Origin of the sequence: Mycobacterium sp. 852013-51886_SCH5428379, from assembly GCF_001665575.1 — a bacterium.
Lineage (GTDB): Bacteria > Actinomycetota > Actinomycetes > Mycobacteriales > Mycobacteriaceae > Mycobacterium.
The window spans coordinates 1-23,413 of record NZ_LZSU01000026.1; the positions used below are offsets into that span (position 1 = coordinate 1).

19 protein-coding genes are annotated in these 23,413 nt (G+C 69.6%); 2 read left to right on the top strand and 17 right to left on the bottom strand.

Annotated features, from left to right (window positions below; translation table 11 throughout):
• Window positions 1–299 precede the first annotated feature (299 nt).
• The 5 genes from tyrS to A5757_RS11820 all read right to left on the bottom strand — a co-directional run bounded on the left by tyrS (window position 300) and on the right by A5757_RS11820 (window position 5,997).
• Window positions 300–1,574 (bottom strand): tyrosine--tRNA ligase, encoded by a 1,275-nt coding sequence (tyrS, locus tag A5757_RS11800; RefSeq protein WP_066833590.1) that lies wholly within the window; start codon window positions 1,572–1,574, stop codon window positions 300–302.
• A 28-nt stretch (window positions 1,575–1,602) separates the two neighbouring features.
• Window positions 1,603–2,214: a DNA-3-methyladenine glycosylase gene (locus tag A5757_RS11805; protein ID WP_066833591.1), complete on the bottom strand. Its 612-nt coding sequence runs from the start codon at window positions 2,212–2,214 to the stop codon at window positions 1,603–1,605.
• A 21-nt stretch (window positions 2,215–2,235) separates the two neighbouring features.
• Complete coding sequence (locus tag A5757_RS11810; protein ID WP_066833593.1) at window positions 2,236–2,442, bottom strand: Trm112 family protein; 207 nt, start codon at window positions 2,440–2,442, stop codon at window positions 2,236–2,238.
• Window positions 2,439–2,882 (bottom strand): hypothetical protein, encoded by a 444-nt coding sequence (locus A5757_RS11815; protein ID WP_066833596.1) that lies wholly within the window; start codon window positions 2,880–2,882, stop codon window positions 2,439–2,441. Before A5757_RS11815 ends, A5757_RS11810 begins: the two co-directional genes overlap by 4 nt.
• 64 nt (window positions 2,883–2,946) lie before the next feature.
• The gene (locus tag A5757_RS11820) at window positions 2,947–5,997 is read right to left on the bottom strand and encodes an acyl-CoA synthetase (protein ID WP_369815936.1); all 3,051 of its coding nucleotides are present in this window, start codon (window positions 5,995–5,997) and stop codon (window positions 2,947–2,949) included.
• A gap of 84 nt (window positions 5,998–6,081) precedes the next feature.
• Here A5757_RS11820 and A5757_RS11825 point away from each other — a divergent pair, with 84 nt between their 5' ends.
• Window positions 6,082–7,875: an ABC-F family ATP-binding cassette domain-containing protein gene (locus A5757_RS11825; RefSeq protein WP_066833599.1), complete on the top strand. Its 1,794-nt coding sequence runs from the start codon at window positions 6,082–6,084 to the stop codon at window positions 7,873–7,875.
• On the opposite strand, the gene argH is transcribed toward A5757_RS11825, so the two are convergent.
• From argH to A5757_RS11885, 12 genes are all read right to left on the bottom strand, one after another.
• Window positions 7,872–9,284, bottom strand: a complete 1,413-nt coding sequence (argH, locus tag A5757_RS11830; RefSeq protein WP_066833601.1) for an argininosuccinate lyase — start codon at window positions 9,282–9,284, stop codon at window positions 7,872–7,874. The two genes, A5757_RS11825 and argH, sit on opposite strands and share 4 nt — an antisense overlap.
• 79 nt (window positions 9,285–9,363) lie before the next feature.
• Window positions 9,364–10,566: an argininosuccinate synthase gene (locus tag A5757_RS11835; protein WP_066833604.1), complete on the bottom strand. Its 1,203-nt coding sequence runs from the start codon at window positions 10,564–10,566 to the stop codon at window positions 9,364–9,366.
• Window positions 10,567–10,582: 16 nt separating this feature from the next.
• Window positions 10,583–11,083: an arginine repressor gene (locus A5757_RS11840; RefSeq protein ID WP_197497321.1), complete on the bottom strand. Its 501-nt coding sequence runs from the start codon at window positions 11,081–11,083 to the stop codon at window positions 10,583–10,585.
• Window positions 11,059–11,982, bottom strand: coding sequence for an ornithine carbamoyltransferase (gene argF, locus A5757_RS11845; RefSeq protein WP_066833609.1), 924 nt, complete (start codon window positions 11,980–11,982; stop codon window positions 11,059–11,061). Before argF ends, A5757_RS11840 begins: the two co-directional genes overlap by 25 nt.
• Window positions 11,979–13,166 (bottom strand): acetylornithine transaminase, encoded by a 1,188-nt coding sequence (locus tag A5757_RS11850; protein ID WP_066833612.1) that lies wholly within the window; start codon window positions 13,164–13,166, stop codon window positions 11,979–11,981. The genes argF and A5757_RS11850 overlap by 4 nt, the downstream gene beginning before the upstream one ends.
• The gene (argB, locus tag A5757_RS11855; protein ID WP_066833614.1) at window positions 13,163–14,035 is read right to left on the bottom strand and encodes an acetylglutamate kinase; all 873 of its coding nucleotides are present in this window, start codon (window positions 14,033–14,035) and stop codon (window positions 13,163–13,165) included. Before argB ends, A5757_RS11850 begins: the two co-directional genes overlap by 4 nt.
• The gene (gene argJ / locus A5757_RS11860; RefSeq protein ID WP_066833616.1) at window positions 14,032–15,243 is read right to left on the bottom strand and encodes a bifunctional glutamate N-acetyltransferase/amino-acid acetyltransferase ArgJ; all 1,212 of its coding nucleotides are present in this window, start codon (window positions 15,241–15,243) and stop codon (window positions 14,032–14,034) included. The genes argB and argJ overlap by 4 nt, the downstream gene beginning before the upstream one ends.
• Complete coding sequence (gene argC / locus A5757_RS11865) at window positions 15,240–16,274, bottom strand: N-acetyl-gamma-glutamyl-phosphate reductase (RefSeq protein ID WP_066833619.1); 1,035 nt, start codon at window positions 16,272–16,274, stop codon at window positions 15,240–15,242. The genes argJ and argC overlap by 4 nt, the downstream gene beginning before the upstream one ends.
• Before the next feature lie 18 nt (window positions 16,275–16,292).
• Window positions 16,293–17,657, bottom strand: a complete 1,365-nt coding sequence (locus tag A5757_RS11870) for an FAD-dependent oxidoreductase (RefSeq protein WP_066833622.1) — start codon at window positions 17,655–17,657, stop codon at window positions 16,293–16,295.
• A gap of 73 nt (window positions 17,658–17,730) precedes the next feature.
• Window positions 17,731–20,229: a phenylalanine--tRNA ligase subunit beta gene (gene pheT, locus A5757_RS11875; protein ID WP_066833624.1), complete on the bottom strand. Its 2,499-nt coding sequence runs from the start codon at window positions 20,227–20,229 to the stop codon at window positions 17,731–17,733.
• On the bottom strand, window positions 20,229–21,272 hold the full coding sequence (gene pheS / locus A5757_RS11880) for a phenylalanine--tRNA ligase subunit alpha (RefSeq protein ID WP_066833627.1): 1,044 nt from the start codon (window positions 21,270–21,272) through the stop codon (window positions 20,229–20,231). Before pheS ends, pheT begins: the two co-directional genes overlap by 1 nt.
• A gap of 25 nt (window positions 21,273–21,297) precedes the next feature.
• Window positions 21,298–22,185: an adenylate/guanylate cyclase domain-containing protein gene (locus A5757_RS11885; RefSeq protein WP_066833629.1), complete on the bottom strand. Its 888-nt coding sequence runs from the start codon at window positions 22,183–22,185 to the stop codon at window positions 21,298–21,300.
• 161 nt (window positions 22,186–22,346) lie between these two features.
• Here A5757_RS11885 and A5757_RS11890 point away from each other — a divergent pair, with 161 nt between their 5' ends.
• Entirely contained in the window at window positions 22,347–23,411 is a 1,065-nt protein-coding gene (locus A5757_RS11890; RefSeq protein WP_066833631.1) for an oxygenase MpaB family protein, read from the top strand.
• The last annotated feature ends 2 nt before the right edge of the window (window positions 23,412–23,413 follow it).

The following is a 23,413-nucleotide window of genomic DNA, read 5'->3' on the forward strand; positions in this document are numbered from 1 at the left end:
GAGAGCATGGCACAACAAAAAACAACAAACAAAAACCACCAAACACACTATTGAGTTCTCAAACAACACACCCGCCCGACCCGCGCAACAATCCCGCGGCCAAAAGCCGCTATCTCGTAGTGCGGACGGTCAGGAGCCCACCGAAGTGGACTTCCCTCTGGGAGTCTGCCGCGCTCCCCGGTCCGGAGACCGTGTCGCGGCGACCTGAGATAAGTTACGTCAGACCAAACACGGAGTCAAATCCCCTGCTAGAAGCAGGTTTTCGACCGGTTTCGGCACACTTGCACTTCCGTACCACTTCATCCAACGAGCTGGACCCCCGCAATATTCCGCTTGCCCCGGCGAACCACCAGCCAGCGACCGTGCAGGAAGTCCGACGGCTGCGGCGCCCACTCGTCACTGTCGATGCGCACGTTGTTGACCGACACCCCGCCTTCGCCGACCGTGCGGCGGGCCGCTCCCCTGCTCGCCGACAGTCCGGTCGCGACCAGCAGGTCGGTGATCGAGTTCGGGCCGCCCGGCACCAGCTCCACCACCGAGGCCTCCCGTAACGCCGCGGCCAGCGTCGCTTCGTCGAGTGCGTCGAGTTCGCCCCGGCCGAACAGCGCCTGACTGGCGTGCTCGACCGCATCGGTCGCGGCCTGACCGTGCACCAGAGTGGTCAACTCCCGGGCCAGCCGGCGTTGGGCCGCACGCTGGTGCGGCCGCTCCCGGGTGGCCTCGTCCAGTTCGGCCACCTCCTCGGCGTCGAGGAAGGTGAACCAGCGCAGGTAACCGATGACGTCGGCGTCGGCGGTGTTGATGAAGTACTGGTACCAGGCGTACGGGCTGGTCATGTCCGGATCGAGCCACAGGTTCCCGCCCCCGGTCGATTTGCCGAACTTTCGTCCCTCGGAGTCGGTGACCAGCGGGGTGGTCAACGCATGCACGGTGTCGCCCAGCTTCTGGCGCACCAACCGGACGCCGGCGACGATGTTGCCCCACTGATCGGAGCCGCCGATCTGTAGCGCGCAGCCGTGCCGTTGCCGTAGCTGCACGTAGTCGTTGGCCTGCAGGAGCATGTAGCTGAACTCCGTGTAGGAGATGCCGTCGCCTTCCAGGCGGCGTCGCACGGTGTCGCGGTCGAGCATCACGTTGACCGAGAAGTGCTTGCCGACATCGCGGAGGAATTCGACGGTCGACAGCGCTGCGGTCCAGGTCAGGTTGTTCTCGATGATCGCGCCGGTCGGCGATTCGTCGAATTCCACGAAGCGCGACAGCTGACCCCGGATGCGATCGGCCCAGTCCGCGACGGTGTCGGCGGTCTGCATCGTGCGTTCGCCGGTGTCGCGGGGATCACCGATCATGCCCGTCGCTCCGCCGGCCAGCACGATCGGTCGGTGCCCGGCCTGCTGGAACCGGCGCAGTGTGAGCAACGGCACCAGATGTCCGGCGTGCAGGCTCGGCGCCGTGGGATCGAAGCCGGAGTACAGCGTCAGCGGCCCGGCCGCGAGATCGGCGGCCAACGCTTCGCGGTCGGTCGATTGTGCGATCAGGCCACGCCAGTCCAACTCATCGAGGATGCCGCTCGTCATGGCGTCGATCTTTCCGTACGCCTGAACGTCAGTCGCTGTCGCCCGGCATCGGCGCACGTGGGCTGCGCCGGTACGCCGAGACCTCGGGTCGTCCGGGGATCCAGAGGCGCCACGGCCGGTCGGCTGCCTTACTCACCCCGACGCGCGGTCCGGCCACGTAGGACCGCTCCTCCCCCAGCTCGAGCCGGACGGCGGCGGCCGGGTCGAACACATCCGACCCGTTGTCCTCCATGGTGATGCCGAGCGCCGAACACAGATTGCCGGGACCACGGGCTAGCGCGGATTCGCGCACCGCTTCTCCGCGTCGGCGCTGCGCGAGCGCATTCCCCGATTCGACCGCGGCCGCGCGCAGGAGCACCGCCGCCGCGACGCCGTCGTCGGCGCAGGCGACGTTCGCGCAAACGTGGATCCCGTGGCTGCGATAGGTGTAGAGCCGGCCCGACGGGCCGAACATCACCGCGTTGCGGATACCCGGGCCGCGGTAGGAGTGCGCGGCCGCGTCCGGCCAAGGTCCGTCGGGTGGTCCGCCATAGGCCTCGACCTCCACGACCATGGCGGTGACCCCGCGCACCACCAGCGTCGCGCCCAGCAGTCGTCGCGCGGCAGTCAGCGGATCGACGGCCAGCAGATCGGCACTCACGGCAGCAGTTCGTCCGAGACGCTAGGCCTCCGCGCGGTCGACCAGTCGCTGGTGTTCGGCGTCGTCGGTGATGTCGACAGCCTCGTCGACCAGCAGTACAGGGATGCCGTCGTCGATGCGATAACCACGGCGCAGCCGCGGGTTGTAAAGCATCTCGTCGTCGATCAGCAGCAGCGGGCCGCGGTCCTGGGGACACACCAGGATGGCGCGCAGCCTCTGGTCGATCACGTGTACGGGTTGACGTCGTATTCGGGGCCGACGAACGGGTTCTGGTCACCCGGCGGCGTCCACGCGGGCGCCTTGTTCGCCGGACCGGTGCCCGGTGCGGTCAGCTGGCCCTGAGCCATGACCTTGCGCTGATAGGCGATGGTGCCCTGGAGTGCCGAGATGAGGCGGGACTGATTGGGCAGGAAGTCCCAGCCCTCCTGCAACGCGGCCAGATTCGCCGCCGACGGCCTGGCGCCCATGGACCGCAGCCGCAGCGAGTCCTCGATGAACCTCGAGACCTGGCCGCCACCCTCGCCGGACATGTACTTCTCGCCGATCTGGTCGAGGATGTCGGCCTGCGAAACGGGGGCCGAGATGAGAAGGCCTGCCGCGAGCGCAGTGCTCGCCACCGCACCGGTGAGGGCGCGACGCCATCCGACGTGGTTGGTCAACACGTTCATCAATCCTCCAGTCGAAGCAGACGCCAGCGGGAGCGTATCAAGGTGGGCACGGTCCGGCAGGGCGTCACTGCTGGGCGCTCGGCGCGGGCTCCGCGTCGATCCCCGGCTTCGGTGTCGTCCTGTCAACCTCTTGCCCTCCGGTCAATTCGGCACGCACGGCAACGGTCAGCCGCTTGTACCCATCCGTATCGGGATCGAGGTACCAAGAGTTACGCCGGGACGGTTTCGGCAGGCCGGCGGCGCTCAGCGGCCCGCTCATCGGACGGTAGGACGCGCTCAACTTGATGTCGGACACGATGTGGACGAGATCGGGCGGGTTGCCGAGCGGAAGGTCGGCCAACGCCTCGGTCAGGTCCGCGGACGGCACGCTGCCGCCCGGGCACAGCTTCAGGGCCGTGACCGCCAGGGTCTGGCCGCCGACGTGCACCGGATAGGTGACGGCCAGGTCCACCGCTCCCAGTCGGCCCACCGCATCGCCGACGACCGTCGCGTAGACGGGACCGCGGGCGGTGCGGATGACCGCGCCGCGGTTGTCGACGAGCCAGAAGTCGCCGTCGTCGTCCCTGCGGAACAGGTACTCCGTCGACACCCAGGTGTCGGCAGGGGCGAATACGCCCCGCTTGATCGACGCCGTCGGGTCCACCGGTCCGCGGGGACGCGCCAGGAGCACACCGACCTCGTTGACCTGCGCCCGGCGCACGAAACCGCGGTCGTCTTCCAGGATCAGATCGTGGTCGGGATCGTAGGCCGCCAGTTCGACCTGCCCGCCTCCGGGCAACGCACGGCCCTTGCTGCCGATCTTGGCGCCCGAGACGTTCGCCAGCACGGCATGCCCGTCCGGGGTGGCGAAGAACTCGACGACGTGGGCGGGTTCGAAGATGTCGACGACCCGCTTCCACAGCCCCGAGGGCATACCGGAGCCGATGAACAGCCGCACCGGGTGGTTGCCGGTCAGCTTGAACGACGGGTCGTTGATGATGTCACTCAGCATCGCCCAGGTGTAGGACACCACGGTCACGCCGTACTGCCGGATCTCCGGGACGAAACGGTCGGGCCGCAGTTCGCGCGACAGCGCGATCCTGGTGCCGCCGACGACGGCGCCACCGAGGCTGACGAGCAGACCCGACTGGTGGTGCAGGGGCGTCAGGCAGTAGACGGTGTCGCCGCGGTCGAGGTTGGCCGCCGATGCGGTGCCGAATGCCGACAGTGCCCACCGGTAGTTGGTGATCTGGCGGGCGACCAGATCACCGCCGATGGAGCTGAAGGCGATGAATGCGAGGTCGCGGGCCAAACCGGGATTGGGCCGGTACCACCCGGGCAACGCCACCAGGTCGGGGTCGATCTGTTCCATGTCGACCACGTCGGCGTCGGCGGGCAAGTCCAACGCGCGGGTCTCGCCGCCGCCGAGAACCAGCACCCGCATCGGCAGCGAGCGTGCGGCCGCGAGGTTGGTCGGGTCGGCGATGATCTCCGAGATGGCACCGAGGCGGGCGGCCTGGACGAGGTCGACGTCGGGCGGCATCAGCACCGCGACCGCGCCGAGGCGGGACAGGGCGGCGATCGCGACCAGCGCGCTGGGGCGCGTCTCCATCAGCACACCGACCCGGGTGCCCTGCCGGACGCCGACGTCGATCAGCCCACGCACGACGTTGTTGATGCGCCGGTCGACGGCCTCGTAGGTGTGCACGCGGCCGTCGAACAGCAGGAACTCCCCGCCGGGGGCGCCCCGCGCCTGCTCGGACATGATGCGGCCGAGCGAGATGCGGGTGTGATCGTTGATCTGGCCGAGGCGGGCCAGGCGCGGCAGGGTCCTGGCGGTCTCCACCGCCAGCGTGCGCGCCGACTTGTTGGCGGTGACCATCGCACCGGCCGCGGAGCGGGCCGCCCCGAGCGCCAGTTCGGTCGCGGCGGTCGCGGTGTGCGCGACCCGCGAGGTCAGCGACACCCCGCTCTCGAGGTGCTCGGCCGGTTGCAGCGCCATCGGCACGACTTCGTCGGGCATATCGCCCGAGCCGTCGAGCCAGTTGACCCAGCCCGCGACCGTCGGCAGCGTCTGCTGGGACGCTTTGGAGCCGACGACCAGCCCGAAATGGCCTGCGCGGATGAGGAATTCGTAGACGTCGGCCTGCGGCGCGGCCCGCTTGATACCGCGCACCGCGGCCGGCTGGCCGATGTCGTCGACCTCGCCGACGACGGCCAGCACCGGGCAGTCGATGTCGGAGAGGGTCACCAACTGACCGTGGATGGAGAAACCGCCGGTCATCATCCGGTTGTGCGCGATGAACTGCTTGAGCAGTTCGGAGATCGCCGGGCCGGACCAGGCGATCCAGCCCTCGGAGGCGAGGAACCGGCGCTGCTGTTCGCGCGGCAGCAGGGCTTCCCGATCGTGCAGCTGCAGCAGGAAATCCAGTCGCGCCTGCGCGGTCTTGATCGGATCGAGCATCTGAAATCCGGTGCGCGCCAACCATCCCGGGATGTCGATGCGGCTGAAAACGTGGTCGGCCATGAAATCGGCGGCGCCGACGGCCAGGCCTGCGGGCAGGTTCATCGGCAGCGCGGCGAGGGTGTCCACGGGCGCACCGAAGGTGATGATGCTGGCCAGATCCGACGACCGGCGATAGGCGGCGGTCTGGTAGCAGAACATGCCGCCCTGCGAATAGCCGGCGAGGTGCACGTCGCGGTCGGTGACCTGCTTGACGGTGTCGATGGCCTTGGACAGCGCCACGACGTGATCGGCCAGGTTGCGCTGCATGCCGCCCTCGATCTTGTCGGGCGAGCCGAAGTCGATCACCCACGGATCGATGCCGTCGCGGTGCAGGATGCCCACGGCGCCGTCGTCGCGGGTGACGTCCCACATATCGGCCGACATCATCATCGGGTGCACCATCAGCACGGGCGGGCCGGGCGGCTTACCGCCGGGCCTGCTGTCCGGCGGGAAATATCGGCGAAGCCGGTACATCGGCACGCTCTCGATGATCTGGAACGGCGACGGAACCGCGCCGGTCTCGAGGCCGCCGTAACGCAGCACCTCCAGGCCGTTCTGCGCCGTCGCCACCAGCCGACCCACCGGTCTGGTGAAAGCCGAGAGGTCCACCACGCTGACTCCCCTTCGCATTGGCTGCCGCCCGTCATCATGGCATAGCGCCCATGATCGGCCGCCGCGATCCGCGGCGCCGGGCCCGCATAGCCTGGAGGAGACATGGCGCATCTGCTCGGGGCTGAAGCCCTTCATCTGGAATACCCGACCAAAGTCGTGTTCGACGGGGTCTCCCTCGGCGTGAACGAGGGCGACCGGATCGGCATCGTCGGCCGCAACGGCGACGGCAAGTCCAGCCTGCTGGCCATGCTGGCGGGTCGGCGCCGGCCCGATTCCGGCCGGGTGACGGTCCGGGGCGGAGTGCACATCGGGGTGCTCGAACAGTCCGACGACCTCGACGACGCGCACACCGTCGGGTACGCCGTCGTCGGCGACACCCCCGAACACGAGTGGGCCGGCGATCCGCGCGGCCGCGACGTCATCGGCGGACTGCTCGCCGACGTGGGCTGGGACGCGGTCGTGGGGACGTTGTCGGGCGGTCAGCGGCGCCGGGTGGCCCTGGCCCGGTTGCTGGCCGGCGACCACGACGTACTCGCCCTCGACGAGCCGACCAACCACCTCGACGTGGAGGCCATCACCTGGCTGGCCGAGCACCTCAAACGACGCTGGTCCCCGTCGGCCGGCGGGTTGCTGGTGGTGACGCACGACCGCTGGTTCCTCGACGAGGTGTGCACGGTGACCTGGGAGGTGCACGACCGCATCGTCGAACCGTTCGACGGCGGATACGCGGCCTACGTCCTACAGCGGGTGGAGCGTGACCGCCAGGCCGCCACCATCGAGGCGCGCCGCCAGAATCTCGCCCGCAAGGAGCTGGCGTGGCTGCGCCGCGGTGCGCCCGCCCGCACGTCGAAACCCAAGTTCCGGATCGAGGCGGCCAACGCGCTGATCGCCGATGTGCCGGAGATCCGCGACAAGGTCGCGCTCCAGTCACTGGCGGTGTCACGGCTCGGCAAGCAGGTGGTCGACATCCTCGACGCGTCGGCGTCCTATGGGGACCGCGAGGTGCTGCACGGTGTGGAGTGGCGCATCGCCCCCGGTGAACGCACCGGCATCCTGGGCGTCAACGGCGCCGGCAAATCGACCCTGCTGGGTCTGGTCGACGGTTCGGTGCAGCCGACCGCGGGCCGGGTCAAGCACGGTAAGACGGTCAAGGTCGCCACCTTGACCCAGACACTCGACGAATTGCAGCCGCATCTGGACGATCCGGTGCGGATCGTGCTCGACAACCTGCGCACCACCTACACGTTCGGGACCGGCGCGAAGGCCCAGGAACTCACGCCGGGCCAACTCCTGGAACGGCTCGGGTTCTCGAGCGCCCAATTGTCGACGCCGGTCAAGGATCTCTCCGGAGGCCAGCAGCGTCGCCTGCAGCTGCTCCTCATCCTGCTGTCCCAACCCAACGTGCTGATCCTCGACGAGCCGACCAACGACCTGGACACCGACATGCTGGCCGCGATGGAGGATCTGCTCGACTCCTGGCCCGGCACCCTGATCGTCGTCAGTCACGACCGGTACTTCCTCGAGCGGGTCACCGACCAGCAATACGGCATCCTCGGTGGGCGTCTTCGGCACCTGCCCGGCGGTGTAGACGAGTACCTGCGGCTCCGGGCGGCCCACTCCGCCGAGACCGGACCCGCCCCCGCATCGGCCGCGGCCACGGACGCGGCCCGGCTGTCGGGCGCCGAGTTGCGGGCGGCGCAGAAGGAGGTCGCGGCCCTGGAGCGCCGGCTGGAGAAGCTGCAGGCCCAGATCGATGGCGCGCGAACCGCACTCGCCGACCGCGACCAGTCCGACTTCGAGGGGTTGGCCACCGAGATGGCGGCCATCCGCGCCATGGAAGACGAGGTCGCCGAAACCGAGAGCCGCTGGTTCGAGCTGACCGAGCAGATCGGCTAGCGCCGCAACGACGCCCGGAGCCGGTCGGCGGTTTCGCGCACCGCGCCGAGCTGTCTGGCGACCTGAACCGGCGCCGTCCCGCCGCGGGCGTCGCGCGAGTTCACCGAACCCTCGATGGTCAGCACGTCGCGCACCTCACCGGTCAGCTCCGGGTGAATGCCGGTCAGTTCGGCGTCGGTGAGTTCTTCGAGCCCCACCCCGCGCGCCTCGGCGGCCCGCACGGCGGCGCCCGCGGCCTCGTGGGCAATGCGGAACGGCACACCACGGCGAACCAGCCACTCCGCGACATCGGTAGCGAGCGTGAAGCCGAGCGGGGCGAGCGCGGCCATGCGGTCGACGTCGAAGCGCAGCGTGGACACCAGTCCGGCGACCGCGGGCAGCAGCAGTTCCAGCTGCGCCACCGAATCGAAGACCGGCTCCTTGTCCTCCTGCAGATCCCGGTTGTAGGCCAGCGGTTGCGCCTTGAGCGTCGCGAGCAGGCCGGTCAGGTTGCCGATCAGCCGGCCGGACTTCCCGCGGGCCAGTTCGGCGATGTCAGGATTCTTCTTCTGCGGCATGATCGAGCTGCCTGTCGACCACGCGTCGTGGAGTTCGACGTAGCCGAATTCGGTGGTGCTCCACAGGATGATGTCTTCGGCGAGCCGGGACAGGTCGACGCCGATCATCGCCAGCACGAACGAGGCCTCGGCGGCGAAGTCGCGCGCGGCGGTGGCGTCGATCGAGTTGTCGGCGGCGGAGTCGAAGCCGAGTTCGGCGGCGATCGCGTCGGGGTCCAAGCCCAGCGAGGAACCGGCCAGCGCACCTGATCCGTAGGGCGACACCGCTGCCCGTTTGTCGAAATCGGCGAGCCGGTCGACGTCGCGCAGCAGCGGGTGGGCGTGAGCGAGCAGGTGATGGGCGAGAAGCACCGGCTGCGCGGACTGCAGGTGCGTCTTGCCGGGCATGATGGCCGTCGGGTGGGCCGCGGCCTGGGTGGCCAGCGCCCCGACCACGTCGAGCACCCCGTCGGCCACGCGGCGGACCGCGTCGCGCAGCCAGGCGCGGAACAGCGTGGCGACCTGGTCGTTGCGGGAACGCCCGGCGCGCAGGCGGCCGCCGAGTTCGGCGCCCACCCGGTCGATCAGGCCGCGTTCCAGCGCGCCGTGAACGTCCTCGTCGGTGACCAGCGGTCCGAAGCTGCCGTCGGCGACGTCATTGCCCAGACTGTCGAGCCCGGCGAGCAGGCCGTCGCGCTGCTCCTCGGTGAGCAGTCCGGCCGAGAACAGCACCCGCGCATGGGCTTTCGACGCCTGGATGTCGTAAGGCGCCAGCACCCAGTCGAAGTGGGTGGACTTGCTGAGCGCGGCGAGCGGATCCGCCGGACCATCGGCGAACCGGCCGCCCCACAGCGACCCCTCGTTGGTGCTCATAGCGACCCCGCTACCGCGCCGAGATCGATGTAATGGCGGCTTCTACTCGCACTTCCCCGCCCAATTGTTCGTTTGGGCGTCACTTGATGCCCAGGTCACGGCGGGCTGAGATGCTCGAGCTCAATCCGTGCACGTGGACGAAGCCCTTGGCCGACGACTGGTCGAACGTATCGCCCTCGTCGTAGGTGGCCAGGTTGAAGTCGTACAGCGACGACTCGCTGCGGCGGCCGTTCACCGCGATGTGACCGCCGTGCAGGACCATCCGGATCTCGCCGGTGACGTGCTCCTGGGTCTTGGCGACGAACGATTCGAGCGCGGTCTTGAGCGGCGAGAACCACAGGCCGTCGTAGACCAGCTCGCCCCACTTCTGATCGGTGTTGCGCTTGAACCGGCCGAGTTCGCGTTCCAGCGTGACGTGTTCGAGTTCGGTGTGCGCGGTGATCAGCACCATCGCACCCGGCGCCTCGTAGATCTCGCGGCTCTTGATGCCCACCAGCCGGTCCTCGACGACGTCGAGGCGGCCGACGCCCTGGGCGCCCGCGCGACGGTTGAGTTCCTCGATCGCCTGCAGCACCGTGACCGGGCGGCCGTCGATCGAAACCGGCACACCCTTGTCGAAGCCGACGATCACCTCGTCGGGGGTGTTCCAGTTGAGCGTCGGGTCCTCGGTGTAGTCGTAGACGTCCTTGGTCGGCGCGTTCCAGAGGTGCTCGAGAAATCCGGTCTCCACCGCACGGCCCCAGACGTTCTGGTCGATCGAGAACGGCGACCGCTTCGTCACATTGATCGGGATCGCGTTTTCCTCGGCGAACGCGATCGCCTTCTCCCGGGTCCACGCGTAGTCCCGCACGGGCGCCAGGACCTCCAGATCCGGTGCCAGGGAGGCGAATCCGACCTCGAACCGGACCTGGTCGTTGCCCTTGCCGGTGCACCCGTGGGCGACGATGCCACCCTTGTGCTCACGCGCGGCGTCGACGAGGTGTTTGACGATCAGCGGTCGGCTCAGCGCGGAGACCAGCGGATAGCGGTCCATGTAGAGGGCATTCGACTGGATCGCCGGCAGGCAGTACTGCTCGGCGAACTCGTCGCGGGCGTCCACGACGACGGCCTCGACGGCGCCACAGTCGAGGGCGCGCTGGCGCACCACGTCCATGTCCTCGCCGCCCTGGCCGAGATCGATCGCGACGGCGACCACGTCGCGGCCGGTCTCCTTGCCGATCCAGCTGATCGCCACGGAGGTGTCCAGACCGCCGGAGTACGCCAGGATGACGCGTTCGGACATGAGTAAATCTCCTCTACTACTTCAGGTTCTCGAGTGTGGTGGCCAGGTCGGCGCCCGTCATGGGCTCCCGGGCCACCACCGCGATGGTGTCGTCGCCGGCGATGGTGCCGACGACGTAGGGCAGCGCAGCCCGGTCGAGCGCACTGGCGAGGTAGTGCGCCGCGCCGGGCGGTGTTCGCAGGACCGCGAGGTTACCGCTGGAATCCGTGGACACCAGGAGATCCCCGAGCAGCCGGGTCAACCGTTCGGTGCCGCCGGACACCCCGCGCACCGGGCTCCCGTCCTCCGGCACGACGTACACGCCGACGCCGCCGTCGGCGCCGCGCAATTTGACCGCGCCGAGTTCTTCGAGGTCGCGCGACAGCGTCGCCTGGGTGACGTCGATGCCCTCGTCGGCGAGCATCGCCGCCAGCTCGCTCTGGCTGCGCACCGAGTGAGCCGACAGCAGCGCGACGATGCGCGCCTGCCGCCCGGCCCGGGTTGCCGCGGAGGTCACCCGGTCCGCTCCATCAACCAGACCAGCAGCGCCTTCTGCGCATGCAGCCGGTTCTCGGCCTCGTCCCACACCGCGCTGTGCGGTCCGTCGATCACCTCGTCGCTGATCTCGTGTCCGCGGTGCGCCGGCAGGCAGTGCAGCACCACGGCGTCGGCGTCGGCGCGGTCGAGCAGGCCGGTGTTGACCTGGAACGGCCGGAACGGGCGCACCCGGTCGAGCCCGTCGTTCTCCTGCCCCATCGACGTCCAGGTGTCGGTCACCAGCACATCGGCCCCGTCGGCGGCCTGATGCGGATCGGCGGTGACGGTGACGCTCGCGCCGGTCTCCTGCGCGCGTTCCATCGCCGCGGCGACGAACATCGGATGCGGTTCGAAGCCGCGCGGCGCGGCGACCGTCACGTGCATGCCCGCGGTGACGCCGCCGAGCATCAGCGAGTGCGCCATGTTGTTGGCGCCGTCGCCGAAGTACGCCATCCGCAGGCCCGGCAGGGCGCCGCGCCGTTCGATCAGGGTCTGCAGGTCGGCGAGCACCTGGCACGGGTGGAACTCGTCGGACAGCGCATTGATCACCGGTACCGTCGCCCCGGCGGCCATCGCGGTCAGCCGCTCCTGCGCGAAGGTGCGCCACACGATCGCATCCACGTAGCGGGACAACACCTTTCCGGTGTCCTCGAGCGTCTCCTCGCGACCGAGCTGGGTGCTGCGGCCGTCCACGACGACAGCGTGGCCACCGAGTTGGGCGATGCCCACCTCGAACGAGAAGCGGGTGCGGGTCGAGTTCTTGTCGAAGATCACCGCGACTGCCCGGGGTCCGGCCAGCGGGCGGTGCAGCAGCGGGTCCTTCTTCATCTCCGCGGCGAGCGCGAGCACCTCGGTCTGCTCGTCGGGCGTGAGATCGTCGTCGCGCAGGAAGTGCCTCACTGTGCGGCCTCCTTTGCGGCGGTGTCGAGTACGGCGGGCAGCGCGGCGAGGAAGGTGTCGACCTGGTCCTCGGTGAGCACCAGCGGAGGTGCCAGCCGCACGACGTCGGGTGCGGCGGCGTTGACCAGGAACCCGGCATCCCGGGCGGCGGTCTCGGCGGCCTTGGCCGCCGCGGCGCGTAGTGCGATACCGATCAGCAGACCGCGGCCGCGGACGTGATCGACCAGCGGATGGTTCAGCTCCTCGACGCCGTGGATCAGCGTCTTGCCGAGCATCCCGGCCCGGCCGACGAGATCGTCGTCAGCGAGTACCTTGAGCACCGCCAGCGCGGCCGCGGTGCAGACGGGGTTGCCACCGAAGGTGCTGCCGTGCAGCCCAGGGGTCAGCAGGTCGCCGGTCGCGCCGACGGCGAGGCAGGCGCCGATCGGCAGGCCACCGCCCAGGCCTTTGGCCAACGTGACGACGTCGGGGACGACGCCGTCGTGCTGGTGGGCGAAAAACGCTCCGGTGCGGCCCATTCCGGTCTGTACCTCGTCAACGACGAGCAGCGCGCCGTGCCGGCTGGTGATCTCCCGTGCGGCGGCCAGGTATCCGGCCGGGGGGACGACGACGCCGCCCTCCCCCATGATCGGCTCGAGGAACACCGCGGCGGTCTGCGAATCGACAGCGCGCTCGAGCGCCTCGGTGTCTCCGTAGGGCACGTGGGTGACGTGACCGGGCAGCGGCTCGAACGGCGCCTGTTTGGCCGGCTGGCCGGTCAGCGCCAGCGACCCCATCGTCCGGCCGTGGAAAGCGCCTTCGGCGGCAACGACCTTCGTACGCCCGGTCAAGCGGGTGATCTTGAAGGCGACTTCGTTGGCCTCGGTGCCCGAGTTGCAGAAGAACACCCGCGCCGGGGCGCCCAGGTGCCCGACCAGCGCCTCGGCCAGCGCGATACCCGGTTCGGTGGCATAGAGATTCGAGGTGTGACCCAGCGTGTTCAACTGCCGGGTGACCGCCTCGGTGACGGCCGGATGGCGGTGCCCCAGCACGTTGACCGCGATACCGCCGAGCAGATCGAGATACGACTTGCCGTCGCTGTCGGTGACCACCGCGCCGTCACCGCTGACCAGCGATACGGGCGGGGTGCCGTAGTTGTTCATCATGACGGCCTGCCACCGTTGCTGGAGCGTCGTGGTGGTCATGCGTTGATCACCTTCGTGCCTGTTCCCTCATCGGTGAACAGTTCGACCAGCACGCAGTGTTCGACACGGCCGTCGATCACGTGCGCGCTCGGCACACCGTCGGTCACCGCGCGCAGACAGGCCTCGATCTTGGGCACCATGCCGGACTCCAGCCGGGGCAGCAGTTCGGCCAGCGCCTCGGTGTCGATCTGGCTGACCAGCGAATCGCGGTTCGGCCAGTCGGTGTAGAGACCCTCGATGTCGGTGAGAATCACCAGCTTCTCGGCGCCGAGCGCAGACGCCAGCGCCGCGGCAGCGGTGTCGGCGTTGATGTTGTGGACCACTCCGTCGACGTCCGGTGCGATGGTCGACACGACGGGGATCCGTCCTGCCTCGATGAGGTCGACGACGGCATCGGTGCAGACCTTCTCGACGTCGCCGACCAGTCCGATGTCGGTGGCGACACCGTCGACGGTGACGCTGCGGCGGACCGCGGTGAACAGGTGCGCGTCCTCGCCGGTGATGCCGACGGCGTACGGTCCGTGCGCGTTGATCAGCCCGACCAGTTCGCGGCCGACCTGACCGAACAGCACCATCCGCGCGACGTCGAGCACCTCAGGTGTGGTGACGCGGAACCCGCCCTTGAATTCGCCTGCGATACCGAGCTTTTTGAGCATCGCGCTGATCTGCGGCCCGCCGCCGTGCACCACGACCGGCTTGACGCCGCAGTTGCGCAGAAACACCATATCGGCGGCGAACGCCGCCTTGAGCGTGTCGTCGGTCATCGCGTTACCGCCGTATTTGACGACGACGATCTTGCCGTTGAGCTGTTTGAGCCAGGGCAGAGCGGCGGCCAGGATCTGCGCCCGGGTCTGAGTTGGTGCGTTCATGAGCTGTATGCCGAATTCTCTTCAACGTAGGCGTGGGACAGGTCGGTCGTGCGTACCGTCGCCTCGCCGGATCCCAGGCCGAGGTCGACGGTGACGTCGATATCCGGTCCGGACAGGTCCACCTCACGGGCGGCGGGTGTGCCGGCACCGTCGGCGAACGTGGGGAAACCGTTGAAGGACACGGTGATCCGGTTCGGATCGATCGTGAACGGCACCATGCCGACGGCGGCGAGCACCCGACCCCAGTTCGGGTCGGATCCGAACATCGCGGTCTTGACCAAACTGTCGCGGGCCAGCATGCGTGCCGCGGTCAGGGCGTCGTCCTCGGACGGTGCGCCGCTGACGGTGATGGCGATGCGTTTGGTCACGCCCTCCGCGTCGGCCTGCATCTGCGCGCACAGGTCGTGGCACACCTGCAGGACGGCCTCGTCGAGATCCGCCTGGCTGGGGGCGATCTCGCTGGCACCTGACGCCAGCAGCAGCACGGTGTCGTTGGTCGAGCAGCTGCCGTCGATGTCGAGGCGGTCGAAGGTGCGAACCGATGCCCGCTGCAGGGCGGTGCGCAGCGCGTCCGCGCTCACGACGGCGTCGGTGGTCAGCACGCACAGCATCGTGGCCAGCGAGGGGGCGATCATGCCCGCCCCCTTGGCCATCGCGCCGACAGTCCAGCTGTCGGGGTGGTGCAGGGCAACCTGTTTGGGCACCGTGTCGGTGGTCATGATCGCCCGCGCGGCCTCCTCGCCGCCGGTCAGCCCGCCCGCCATCTCGTGCACGATCTCGGTGACGCCGGCCAGCACCCGGTCCATCGGCAACCGGTCGCCGATCAGCCCCGTCGAGCACACGGCCACCTCGATGGCACCCGTCTCCGTGCCCCAGTCCGACAGGGCGGCGGCGACCGCCTCGGCGGTGGCGTGGGCGTCCTGGAATCCCAGGGGTCCGGTACACGCATTGGCGCCACCGGAGTTCAGGATCACCGCGCGCAAGCGTCCGGTGGTCAGCACCTGCCGGCTCCACAGCACCGGGGCGGCCTGCACCTGGTTGCGGGTGAACACACCCGCGGCGGCCTGGTCGGGCCCTTCGTTGACGACCAGCGCGAGGTCTGGCGCGCCGGAGGCCTTGATCCCCGCGGCGATTCCGGCGGCCCGGAAGCCGGCCGGTGCGGTCACCCCCTGGGTGCGGATGAGCGTGGCGTTGGGTGATCCGGTCACGGCGCGACCCCGACGATCGAGAGTCCTTCGGTCTCCGGCCAGCCCAGCGCGAGGTTCATCGACTGGACGGCCGCACCGCCGGTGCCCTTGACCAGGTTGTCGATCGCGGCGATCGCGACGAAGGTGCGCGCGTCCTCATCGACGGCGATGGCGATCTGCGCAGCGTTGCTGCCGATGACCGAGCCCGTCTTGGGCAGCTGCCCCTCGGACAGCAGATGGACGAAAGGTTCCGCGTCGTATGCCTTTTCGTAGGCGGCCCGCAGCTGGGACAGCGGCGCGTCGGTGCGCGCGGTGCAGGTGGCGAGGATGCCCCGCGACGTCGGGATCAGGACCGGGGTGAACGACACGGTGACCTCCCGGTCGGTGACACCCCGCAGCCCCTGCGCGATCTCCGGGGTGTGCCGGTGGATTCCGCCGACGCCGTAGGCGCGGGCCGACCCGATCACCTCCGCCCCCAGCAGGTCGGTCTTGGCGGCGCGGCCTGCGCCGGAGGTACCGCTGACGGCCACGACGGTGACCGCGGGTTCGACGAGGTCCTCGGCGACCGCGGGCAGCAGGGCCAGCAGCGCGGCGGTGGGATAGCACCCCGGGACGGCGATGCGGTTGGCGCCGGCGAGCTGGTCACGCGCTCCGGGCAGCTCGGGCAGGCCGTAGGGCCAACTGCCCGCGTGCGCGGAGCCGTAGAACCGTTCCCACGCCGCGGGGTCAGTGAGCCGGAAGTCGGCACCGCAGTCGATGATCAGCACGTCGTCGCCGAGTTGTTCGGCCAGCTCGGCGGAATGTCCGTGCGGCAGGGCGAGGAACACCACATCGTGACCGGACAGCACGTCGACCTCCGTCGGCTCCAGCACGCGGCCGGCCAGCGGAAGGAGATGTGGGTGGTGATCGGTCAGCGCGGTGCCGGCGCTTCCTGCGGCGGTCAGCGCACCGAGGGTGAGGCGTCCGTCGACGTAGGCGGGATGACTGAGGAGAAGCCGGATGATCTCTCCACCGGCGTATCCGCTGGCACCAGCGACGGCGACACGTGTCATACCGTCGATTCTGCATGTTTATGCAGGCACTTGCAAATTCATTATCTCTCGGGCGGCGCGCTCGCCGGAGCGGATCGCGCCGTCGACGAAGCCCATCATGACCTCGGCGGACTCCGTGCCCGCCCAGTGGATGCGACCACACCGTTTCCGCAGTGCGGGACCGAACTCGGTGAGCACGCCGGGCGGTGCGTGACTGATCATGCCACCCCCGGAATACCGCTCGACCGTCCAGTCCTGTTCGGTGTACTCGGCAGGTGACGACGCCCGGCGGCCGAACCGGTCCGCCAGGGTCGCGAGCACCGCGGTCCGCCGGTCGGCGGCGGTCATCCGGGAGAGGTCACGCGCACCGGGCCCCTCGGCGATCACGGCCATCACGCCGGGCCCACCGGCGGCGGTGCACGCGTCGAGCGTGACCGGAGCCGCCGTGTCCGGCGCGGCGGACTGGCCGGTGAGTCCGTCAGCGCGCCAATACGGTTCGTCGTAGATCACGTGCGTCTTCAGTACCGCACCCGACGGCATCCGCTGATGGAGCATGGACCGGTCGATGGGAAGCATCGGCTCGAAGCGGATGTGACCGGCGATCGCGACCGGTACGGCGACCACGACCCGGCCCGCCCGTACCGTCATCCGATCGGCGCGGACGGTGACGCCCTCGGCGTCCTGTTCGAGGACCCGGACCGGGTGTCCGAGGTGAATGTCCCTGGCCAGCGCCGCGGCTACGGACCGGTAGATCGCGCCCATACCCCCGACCGGTCGCGCGTCCTCGGCCCCGCCCTGCACCCCGAACACGAAGTTCGGGCCGCCCGCCGCCGACAGCAGGGTGAGGACCCACAGCATCGACACCTCCGAAGCCGCTGAGGTGAAGGTGCCGGCGACGGCCATCTCTAGCAGTCGGTGGGCCTGTTTCTCCGGCGCCACCCGGTCGAGCCACTGGGCGAGCGTCATGCGGTCGTACTTGCGGGCCTTCGCCGCTGACCACGGCGCCTGCGCCGGAACGCTTTTCGACAGTCGTGTCATGGCGAGGAAAGCTGCACCGAGGTTGACCGACGTCAGCGGATTCATCTTCCAGGGGATCTGACCGCGGTAGCGATAGGAGGTGCCGTCGACGACCATCATCGCCTCACCGTCGACGTACTGCTTGACCGCCGGGACGCCGAACTCCGCCATCAGCGTGTAGATCCGGTCCTGGCCGGGGCCGATCCAGGTGCCACCGTGATCGATGTGGAGACCGTCGTCCCGTTGCTCGGTGAACGTGCGGCCGCCGATCCGGTCGCGGGCTTCGAGCACCGCCACCGAGCGGCCCGCCTGGCTGAGCCGCAGAGCCGCGGTCAGGCCGGCGAATCCGGCTCCGACCACGCAGACGTCGACATCGCTACCCGGCATGAGGACTCCTCGATCGCAGGCGCCTGTGCGGACGCTACGCGCGAAGCGACCCGACCGGCAAGAGTCCGGGCGGTCAGCGCCGCTGGACGGCACCCACGCGGTCGGCGGCGACCTGCACGGCGGCCTCGCGGGCCGCGCTCGCCTCGTCCTCGGTGAGGGTGCGGTCGGTCGCACGGAACCGCAGTGCGAGGGCCAGCGATTTCCGGCCCTCCCCGATCTGCGGACCGGTGTAGACGTCGAACACCCGGACATCCTCGAGCAGTTCGCCGGCACCCGCGCGGACCGCGTCGACGACGCTCTGCGCCGCGACGTCCTCGTCCACGATCAGGCTGACGTCCTGGAACACGGCAGGGAAGGGTGACACCCGCGGTGCGGGCAGCCGTTCGGTCAGCGGCACCGCGTCGAGGTCGATCTCCGCCGCGCACGTGCCCTTGGGCAGACCCGACCGCTCGATCACCGCGGGATGGAGCTGCCCGGCATGACCCACCACGGTGTCACCGACCAGCACCTCGGCGCAGCGGCCGGGATGCCACGGAAGGTGTTGTGTGGCACGGAGTGTGAACTCGACCCCGGCCGCGCGAGCCACGATCTGCACTGCCTCCAGGGCGTCGCGGGCCTCCACCGGACGTCCCGGACCCCACGGCCCGGCCGGCTCGCGCAGACCGGTGAGCACCACGCCGACGTGCTGTGGCTGCCGGGGCAGGGACGCATCGAGGGTGGCGATCTCCGCGTCGGTGGGCCTGCGGTCGTTGGGGATCCGGTCGACGGCACGGGTGTCTTCGGTGGGCTCGACCACCTGCGCGATCGCGAACAGCGCGGTGTCGACCGCGCCGCGGGACACGTTGCGGGTCATCGCCTCGAGCAGCCCGGGCAGCAGCGTGGTGGCCAGCGCCGGACGGTCGGCCTCCAGCGGGTTGAGCACGCGGGTCGTCTCCCGCCTGCGGTCGTCGTCGGGCAGGCCCCACAGATCGAAGATGCCCGGCGGCAGGAACGGGGTGGGCAAAATCTCGACGTATCCGCCGAGTGCGAGCGACTTCCCGATGGCACGGCGCCGTTTCTGGCCGGCGGTGAGCCCGCGCCCGGCCGGTGCGGCGGGCAGCACGGAGGGGACCTTTTCCAGGCCCTCCAGCCTCAGCACCTCCTCGACGAGGTCGGCGGGCTGCTGCAGATCGGGCCGCCAGCTGGGTGGGACGGCTGTGAGCCGGTCCCCGTCGACGGTGACGCGCGCCCCGATCTGGGTGAGACGGCGATGCGTGGTTCCCGGGCCGTAGTCGACGCCTGCCGTCCGGTCGGGCCGGTCGACGGCCATGCTGACCGGCGCCGGGGACCAGTCGTCCCGCGGCGGGTCTCCGCGCCAGTCGGTCAGGGTCGGTTCCGCGGTGCCGCCGGCGATCTCGGCGAGCAGCGACGCGCAGCGGTTCAGTGCCGCGACGGAGATCGCCGGGTCGACCGTGCGTTCGTAGCGGCGGCCGGCCTCGCTGGCCAGGCGCAGCCGCCGCTGGGTACGCGACACCGCGGCGGGATCCCAGACGGCGGCCTCCAGCAGGACGTCGGTGGTGGTCTCGCGGACCTCCGTCGTCCCCGCCCCCATGACGCCGCCGATGGCCGCGGTGGCCACGTCGTCGACGATCAGTACGTCGGTTGCGTCGAGGCGGCGGGTGACGTCGTCGAGGGTCACCACGGTCTCACCGGCTTCGGCGAAGCGCACGCGGAAGCCACCGCTGATCAGGCTGCGGTCGTGTGCGTGCATGGGATGCCCGATCTCGAGCATCACGTAGTTGGTGACGTCGACGGCCGGGGAGATCGCGCGGATGCCCGACAGCAGCAACCGGCGCTGCAGCCACCAGGGTGACACCGCCGCCGGGTCGATTCCGGTGACCGGACGCAGCCCGAAGCGCTGCACGCCGGTGCCGGGATCGATGGTCACCGGCAACGCCTCGCCCTCGGCGGGCAGCGTCGGCACCCGCGCCGGATCGTAGGCGGGATCGACGAAGTCGAGGTCGTAGGCGCAGGCGATCTCGCGGGCCATACCGCGCACCGACAGGCAGTAGCCGCGGTCGGGGGTGACGGCCAGGTCGAACACGACGTCGTCGAGGCCGAGCACGTCGGCGGCGGGTGCGCCGGGTTCGGCGGTGCCCGGGGGCAGCACCAGGATCCCGGAGTGGTCCGACCCGAGGTTGAGTTCCGAGACCGAGCAGATCATGCCGTCGGAGGTGCGGCCGTAGGTCTTGCGGGTGGCGATCGTGAAATCACCGGGAAGCACGGTGCCGGGCAGCGCCACCACGACCAGATCGCCGACGGCGAAGTTCGTTGCCCCGCAGACGATGTCGCGGGGCTCGGCTTCGCCGACGTCCACCTTGACCGCCCTGATGGGCTTCTTGAACTCGGTGAGCTCCTCGATGTCGGCGACCCGGCCGATGGTGAGCGGACCGGTCACCGGCCCGACCGGGATGACGTCCTCGACCTCGTGACCGACGCGGATGAACGCCTCTTCGAGCTCGGCCACCGACGGGTTCCAGTCGGGAGCGCCGGCGGCCACGACCTCGCGTAGCCAGCTGTAGGGCAGCCGCATCAGGCGCCCACCCCGAACGGCAGTGAGAAGCGCACGTCACCCTCCACCATGTCGCGCATGTCCGGAATTCCGTTGCGGAACTGCAGCGTTCGCTCCAGCCCCATCCCGAACGCAAAGCCGGAGTACACCTCGGGGTCGATACCGCAGGCCCGCAGCACGTTCGGGTTGACCATCCCGCAGCCACCCCACTCGACCCAGCCCGGGCCGCCCTTCTTGTTCGGGAACCAGACGTCGACCTCGGCCGACGGTTCGGTGAAGGGGAAGAAGTGCGGCCGCAGCCGGGTGCCGCCCTCGGGACCGAACTGCGCCCGGGCGAAGGCGTCGAGGGTGCCGCGCAGATTGGCCATGGTCAGACCCTTGTCCACGGCAAGCCCCTCGACCTGATGGAACACCGGGGTGTGGGTGGCGTCGAGTTCGTCGGTGCGGAACGTGCGTCCGATCGAGATGATGTAGACGGGCAGATCCCGTTCGAGCAGGGCCCGGATCTGTACCGGTGAGGTGTGGGTGCGCAGCACCTGCCTCGACCCGTCGGGTGCAACGTGGAACGTGTCCTGTTCGCTGCGCGCCGGGTGGTCGGGCGGGAAGTTCAGGGCGTCGAAGTTGAACTGCTCGGTTTCGACCTCCGGGCCTTCGGCCAGCTCCCACCCCATCGCGATGAAGGTGTCGGCGACGTTCTCGGCCAGGATCGTGATGGGGTGCCGGGCTCCGATGGGCAGGCGGGTGGACGGCAACGTCACGTCGATGCGTTCGGCGACGAGCACCGCGGCATCGCGTTCGGCGCGCAACGCCGCCAGGCGGTCGTCGTAGCTGCGCTGCGCCTCGGTGCGCGCGACGTTGACCCGCTTGCCTGCGTCGGCGCGCTCGGTCTTGGGCAGGGACCCCAGCGCCTGACGGGCCAGGGCGATCGGCGACCGGTCACCGAGGTACTCGGTCTTCGCCCGCGCCAGCGCGTCGAGGTCGCCGGCGGCGTCGAACGCGCGGCGGGCGGCGGCGACGGCGTCGGTCAGCGCATCGTCGGAGAGGTTCACAGGCGGCTCAGCCACCCGGCGATCATAGGCGATGGCCCGGTCAGCCCTCGTCGTCGAACGACTCGGCGGACCGGCGCCTGCGCAGCCGGTACATGGCCAGGTCGGCGGGGACCCCGTCGGCCTTCGTGGTGAACACATGCCGGCGCTGCCGTTTCGCGTCGACGTCGAGCGCGGCGAAATCCTCCGGCGAGATCTGGTCGAGCGTGGTCTGGGAGACGACCAGGCCCCCGCGGGTCGCGCGTTCCATCACCCGCGCCGCGACGTTGACGTCGATACCCAGCCAATCTGATCCGATGCGGTGCGGTCTGCCGGTGTGCACGCCGACCCGCATCCGGGGCGTATAGCCGTCGACGTCGACCGTGCGCACCGCCGCCATCGCCGTCAGCACCGCAGCCACCGCGGTCCCGGGGTCGGTGAACACCGCCATGGAGCCGTCGCCCATGCGTTTGACGATGCGGCCGCCGGCCTCCAGGAGCGGCGGCTCGAAGACCTGGGCGACCCGGCGCAGCAATCGCAGTGTGGCATCGTCACCGGCGCTCAGCGACCAGGAGGAGAACCCCACCAGATCGCTGAACACCAGCGTCACCTCGGGGTTGGCCGGTTTACCCGACACCCGCTCGGTCACCGCCTGCCAGAGCTGCAACGCGCCCAGGCTCACCTCGCGGGTCGCGGCTTCGCGGTCGAGCAGCCGGTCGGCCACCCGGGCCGCGGCCCGGGGACCGCCGACACCGTCGACCGACAGCGGGTCACCGAAATCCGGGTCGCCGGGCAGGGATTTGCGCGCCTTGCGCAGCATCGCGATGAGATCCGCCCGGTGATTGGTCTTGTGCAACCAGCCCAGCGGTCCGGGCGGCGATCCCGGCAACGGTGTCTCTCGATCGGCGTCTGCGTCGCCGCCCGATCGCCCGTCGAAGGATTCGACCTCCACGCCGGTCAGCCTAGGAGACCGTTTTCTGCGTCGCCAAATACCCGTGCCGGCGGCCCACCCGGATCCGTGCCCGCGACACGGCCGCATGATATCGACAACGGGTGTTGTCAACACTATCGTGGAATGGGCACGACGGGACGGCGAAAGTGTGAGGATCACCGATGACCGCGAGATCGCCCGAGACATCGAACAACACTCCCCCGGCCGATACGCGCTCCCGCCCGGCCCCGCAGCATCCACTCGGACCGGACTCGCTGACCTGGAAGTACTTCGGCGACCTGCGCACCGGGATTCTCGGCGTGTGGATCGGCGCGATCCAGAACATGTATCCGGAACTGGGCGCCGGCGTCGAAGACCACTCGATCATCAAACGCGAACCGCTGCAACGGGTTGCGCGATCGGTGTACCCGATCATGGGCGTGGTCTACGACGGCGAGCGCGCCGCGGCGACCGGTGAGCAGATCAAGAGCTACCACAACACGATCAAGGGCACGGACAGTGCGGGACGGCGCTATCACGCGCTCAACCCGGAGACCTTCTACTGGGCGCACGCCACGTTCTTCATGTTGATCATCAAGACCGCGGAGTACTTCTGCGGCGGCCTGACCGAGGCCGAGAAGCGGCAGCTGTTCGACGAACACGTGCAGTGGTACCGGATGTACGGCATGAGCATGCGGCCGGTGCCGTCCTCCTGGGAGGACTTCTGCGAGTACTGGGACCGCAAGTGCCGCGAGGAACTCGAGATCAACAAGGCCACGTTGGACATCCTGTCGTTGCGCATCCCCAAGCCGTGGTTCGTGATGATGCCGACGCCGCTGTGGGATCAACTGTTCCGGCCGATGCTGGCCGGTCAGCGCTGGGTGGCGGCCGGCCTCTTCGACCCGGCCATCCGCGAACGCGCCGGGATGCGGTGGACACCCGGCGACGAGGTGCTGCTGCGACTGGTGGGCAAATTCATCGAACTCGCCTTCGTGGCGGTGCCCGAGGAAATCCGGCTGCACCCCCGTGCGGTGGCCGCGTACCGCCGCGCCGAGGGCAAACTCCCGCCCGACGCCCCGCTGGTGGAGGCGCCGGCCTTCATGGGGCCGCCGCGCGACCGCCGCGGCATGCCGATGCACTACGTCCCGAGGCGCAAGACGCTGCTCGACAAAGCCGGCTCGCTGGTGCACACCACGTTCTCTTTGGCGGGGCTGCGTCCGGCCCGCGGACGCGATAAGGCAGCCTAGGG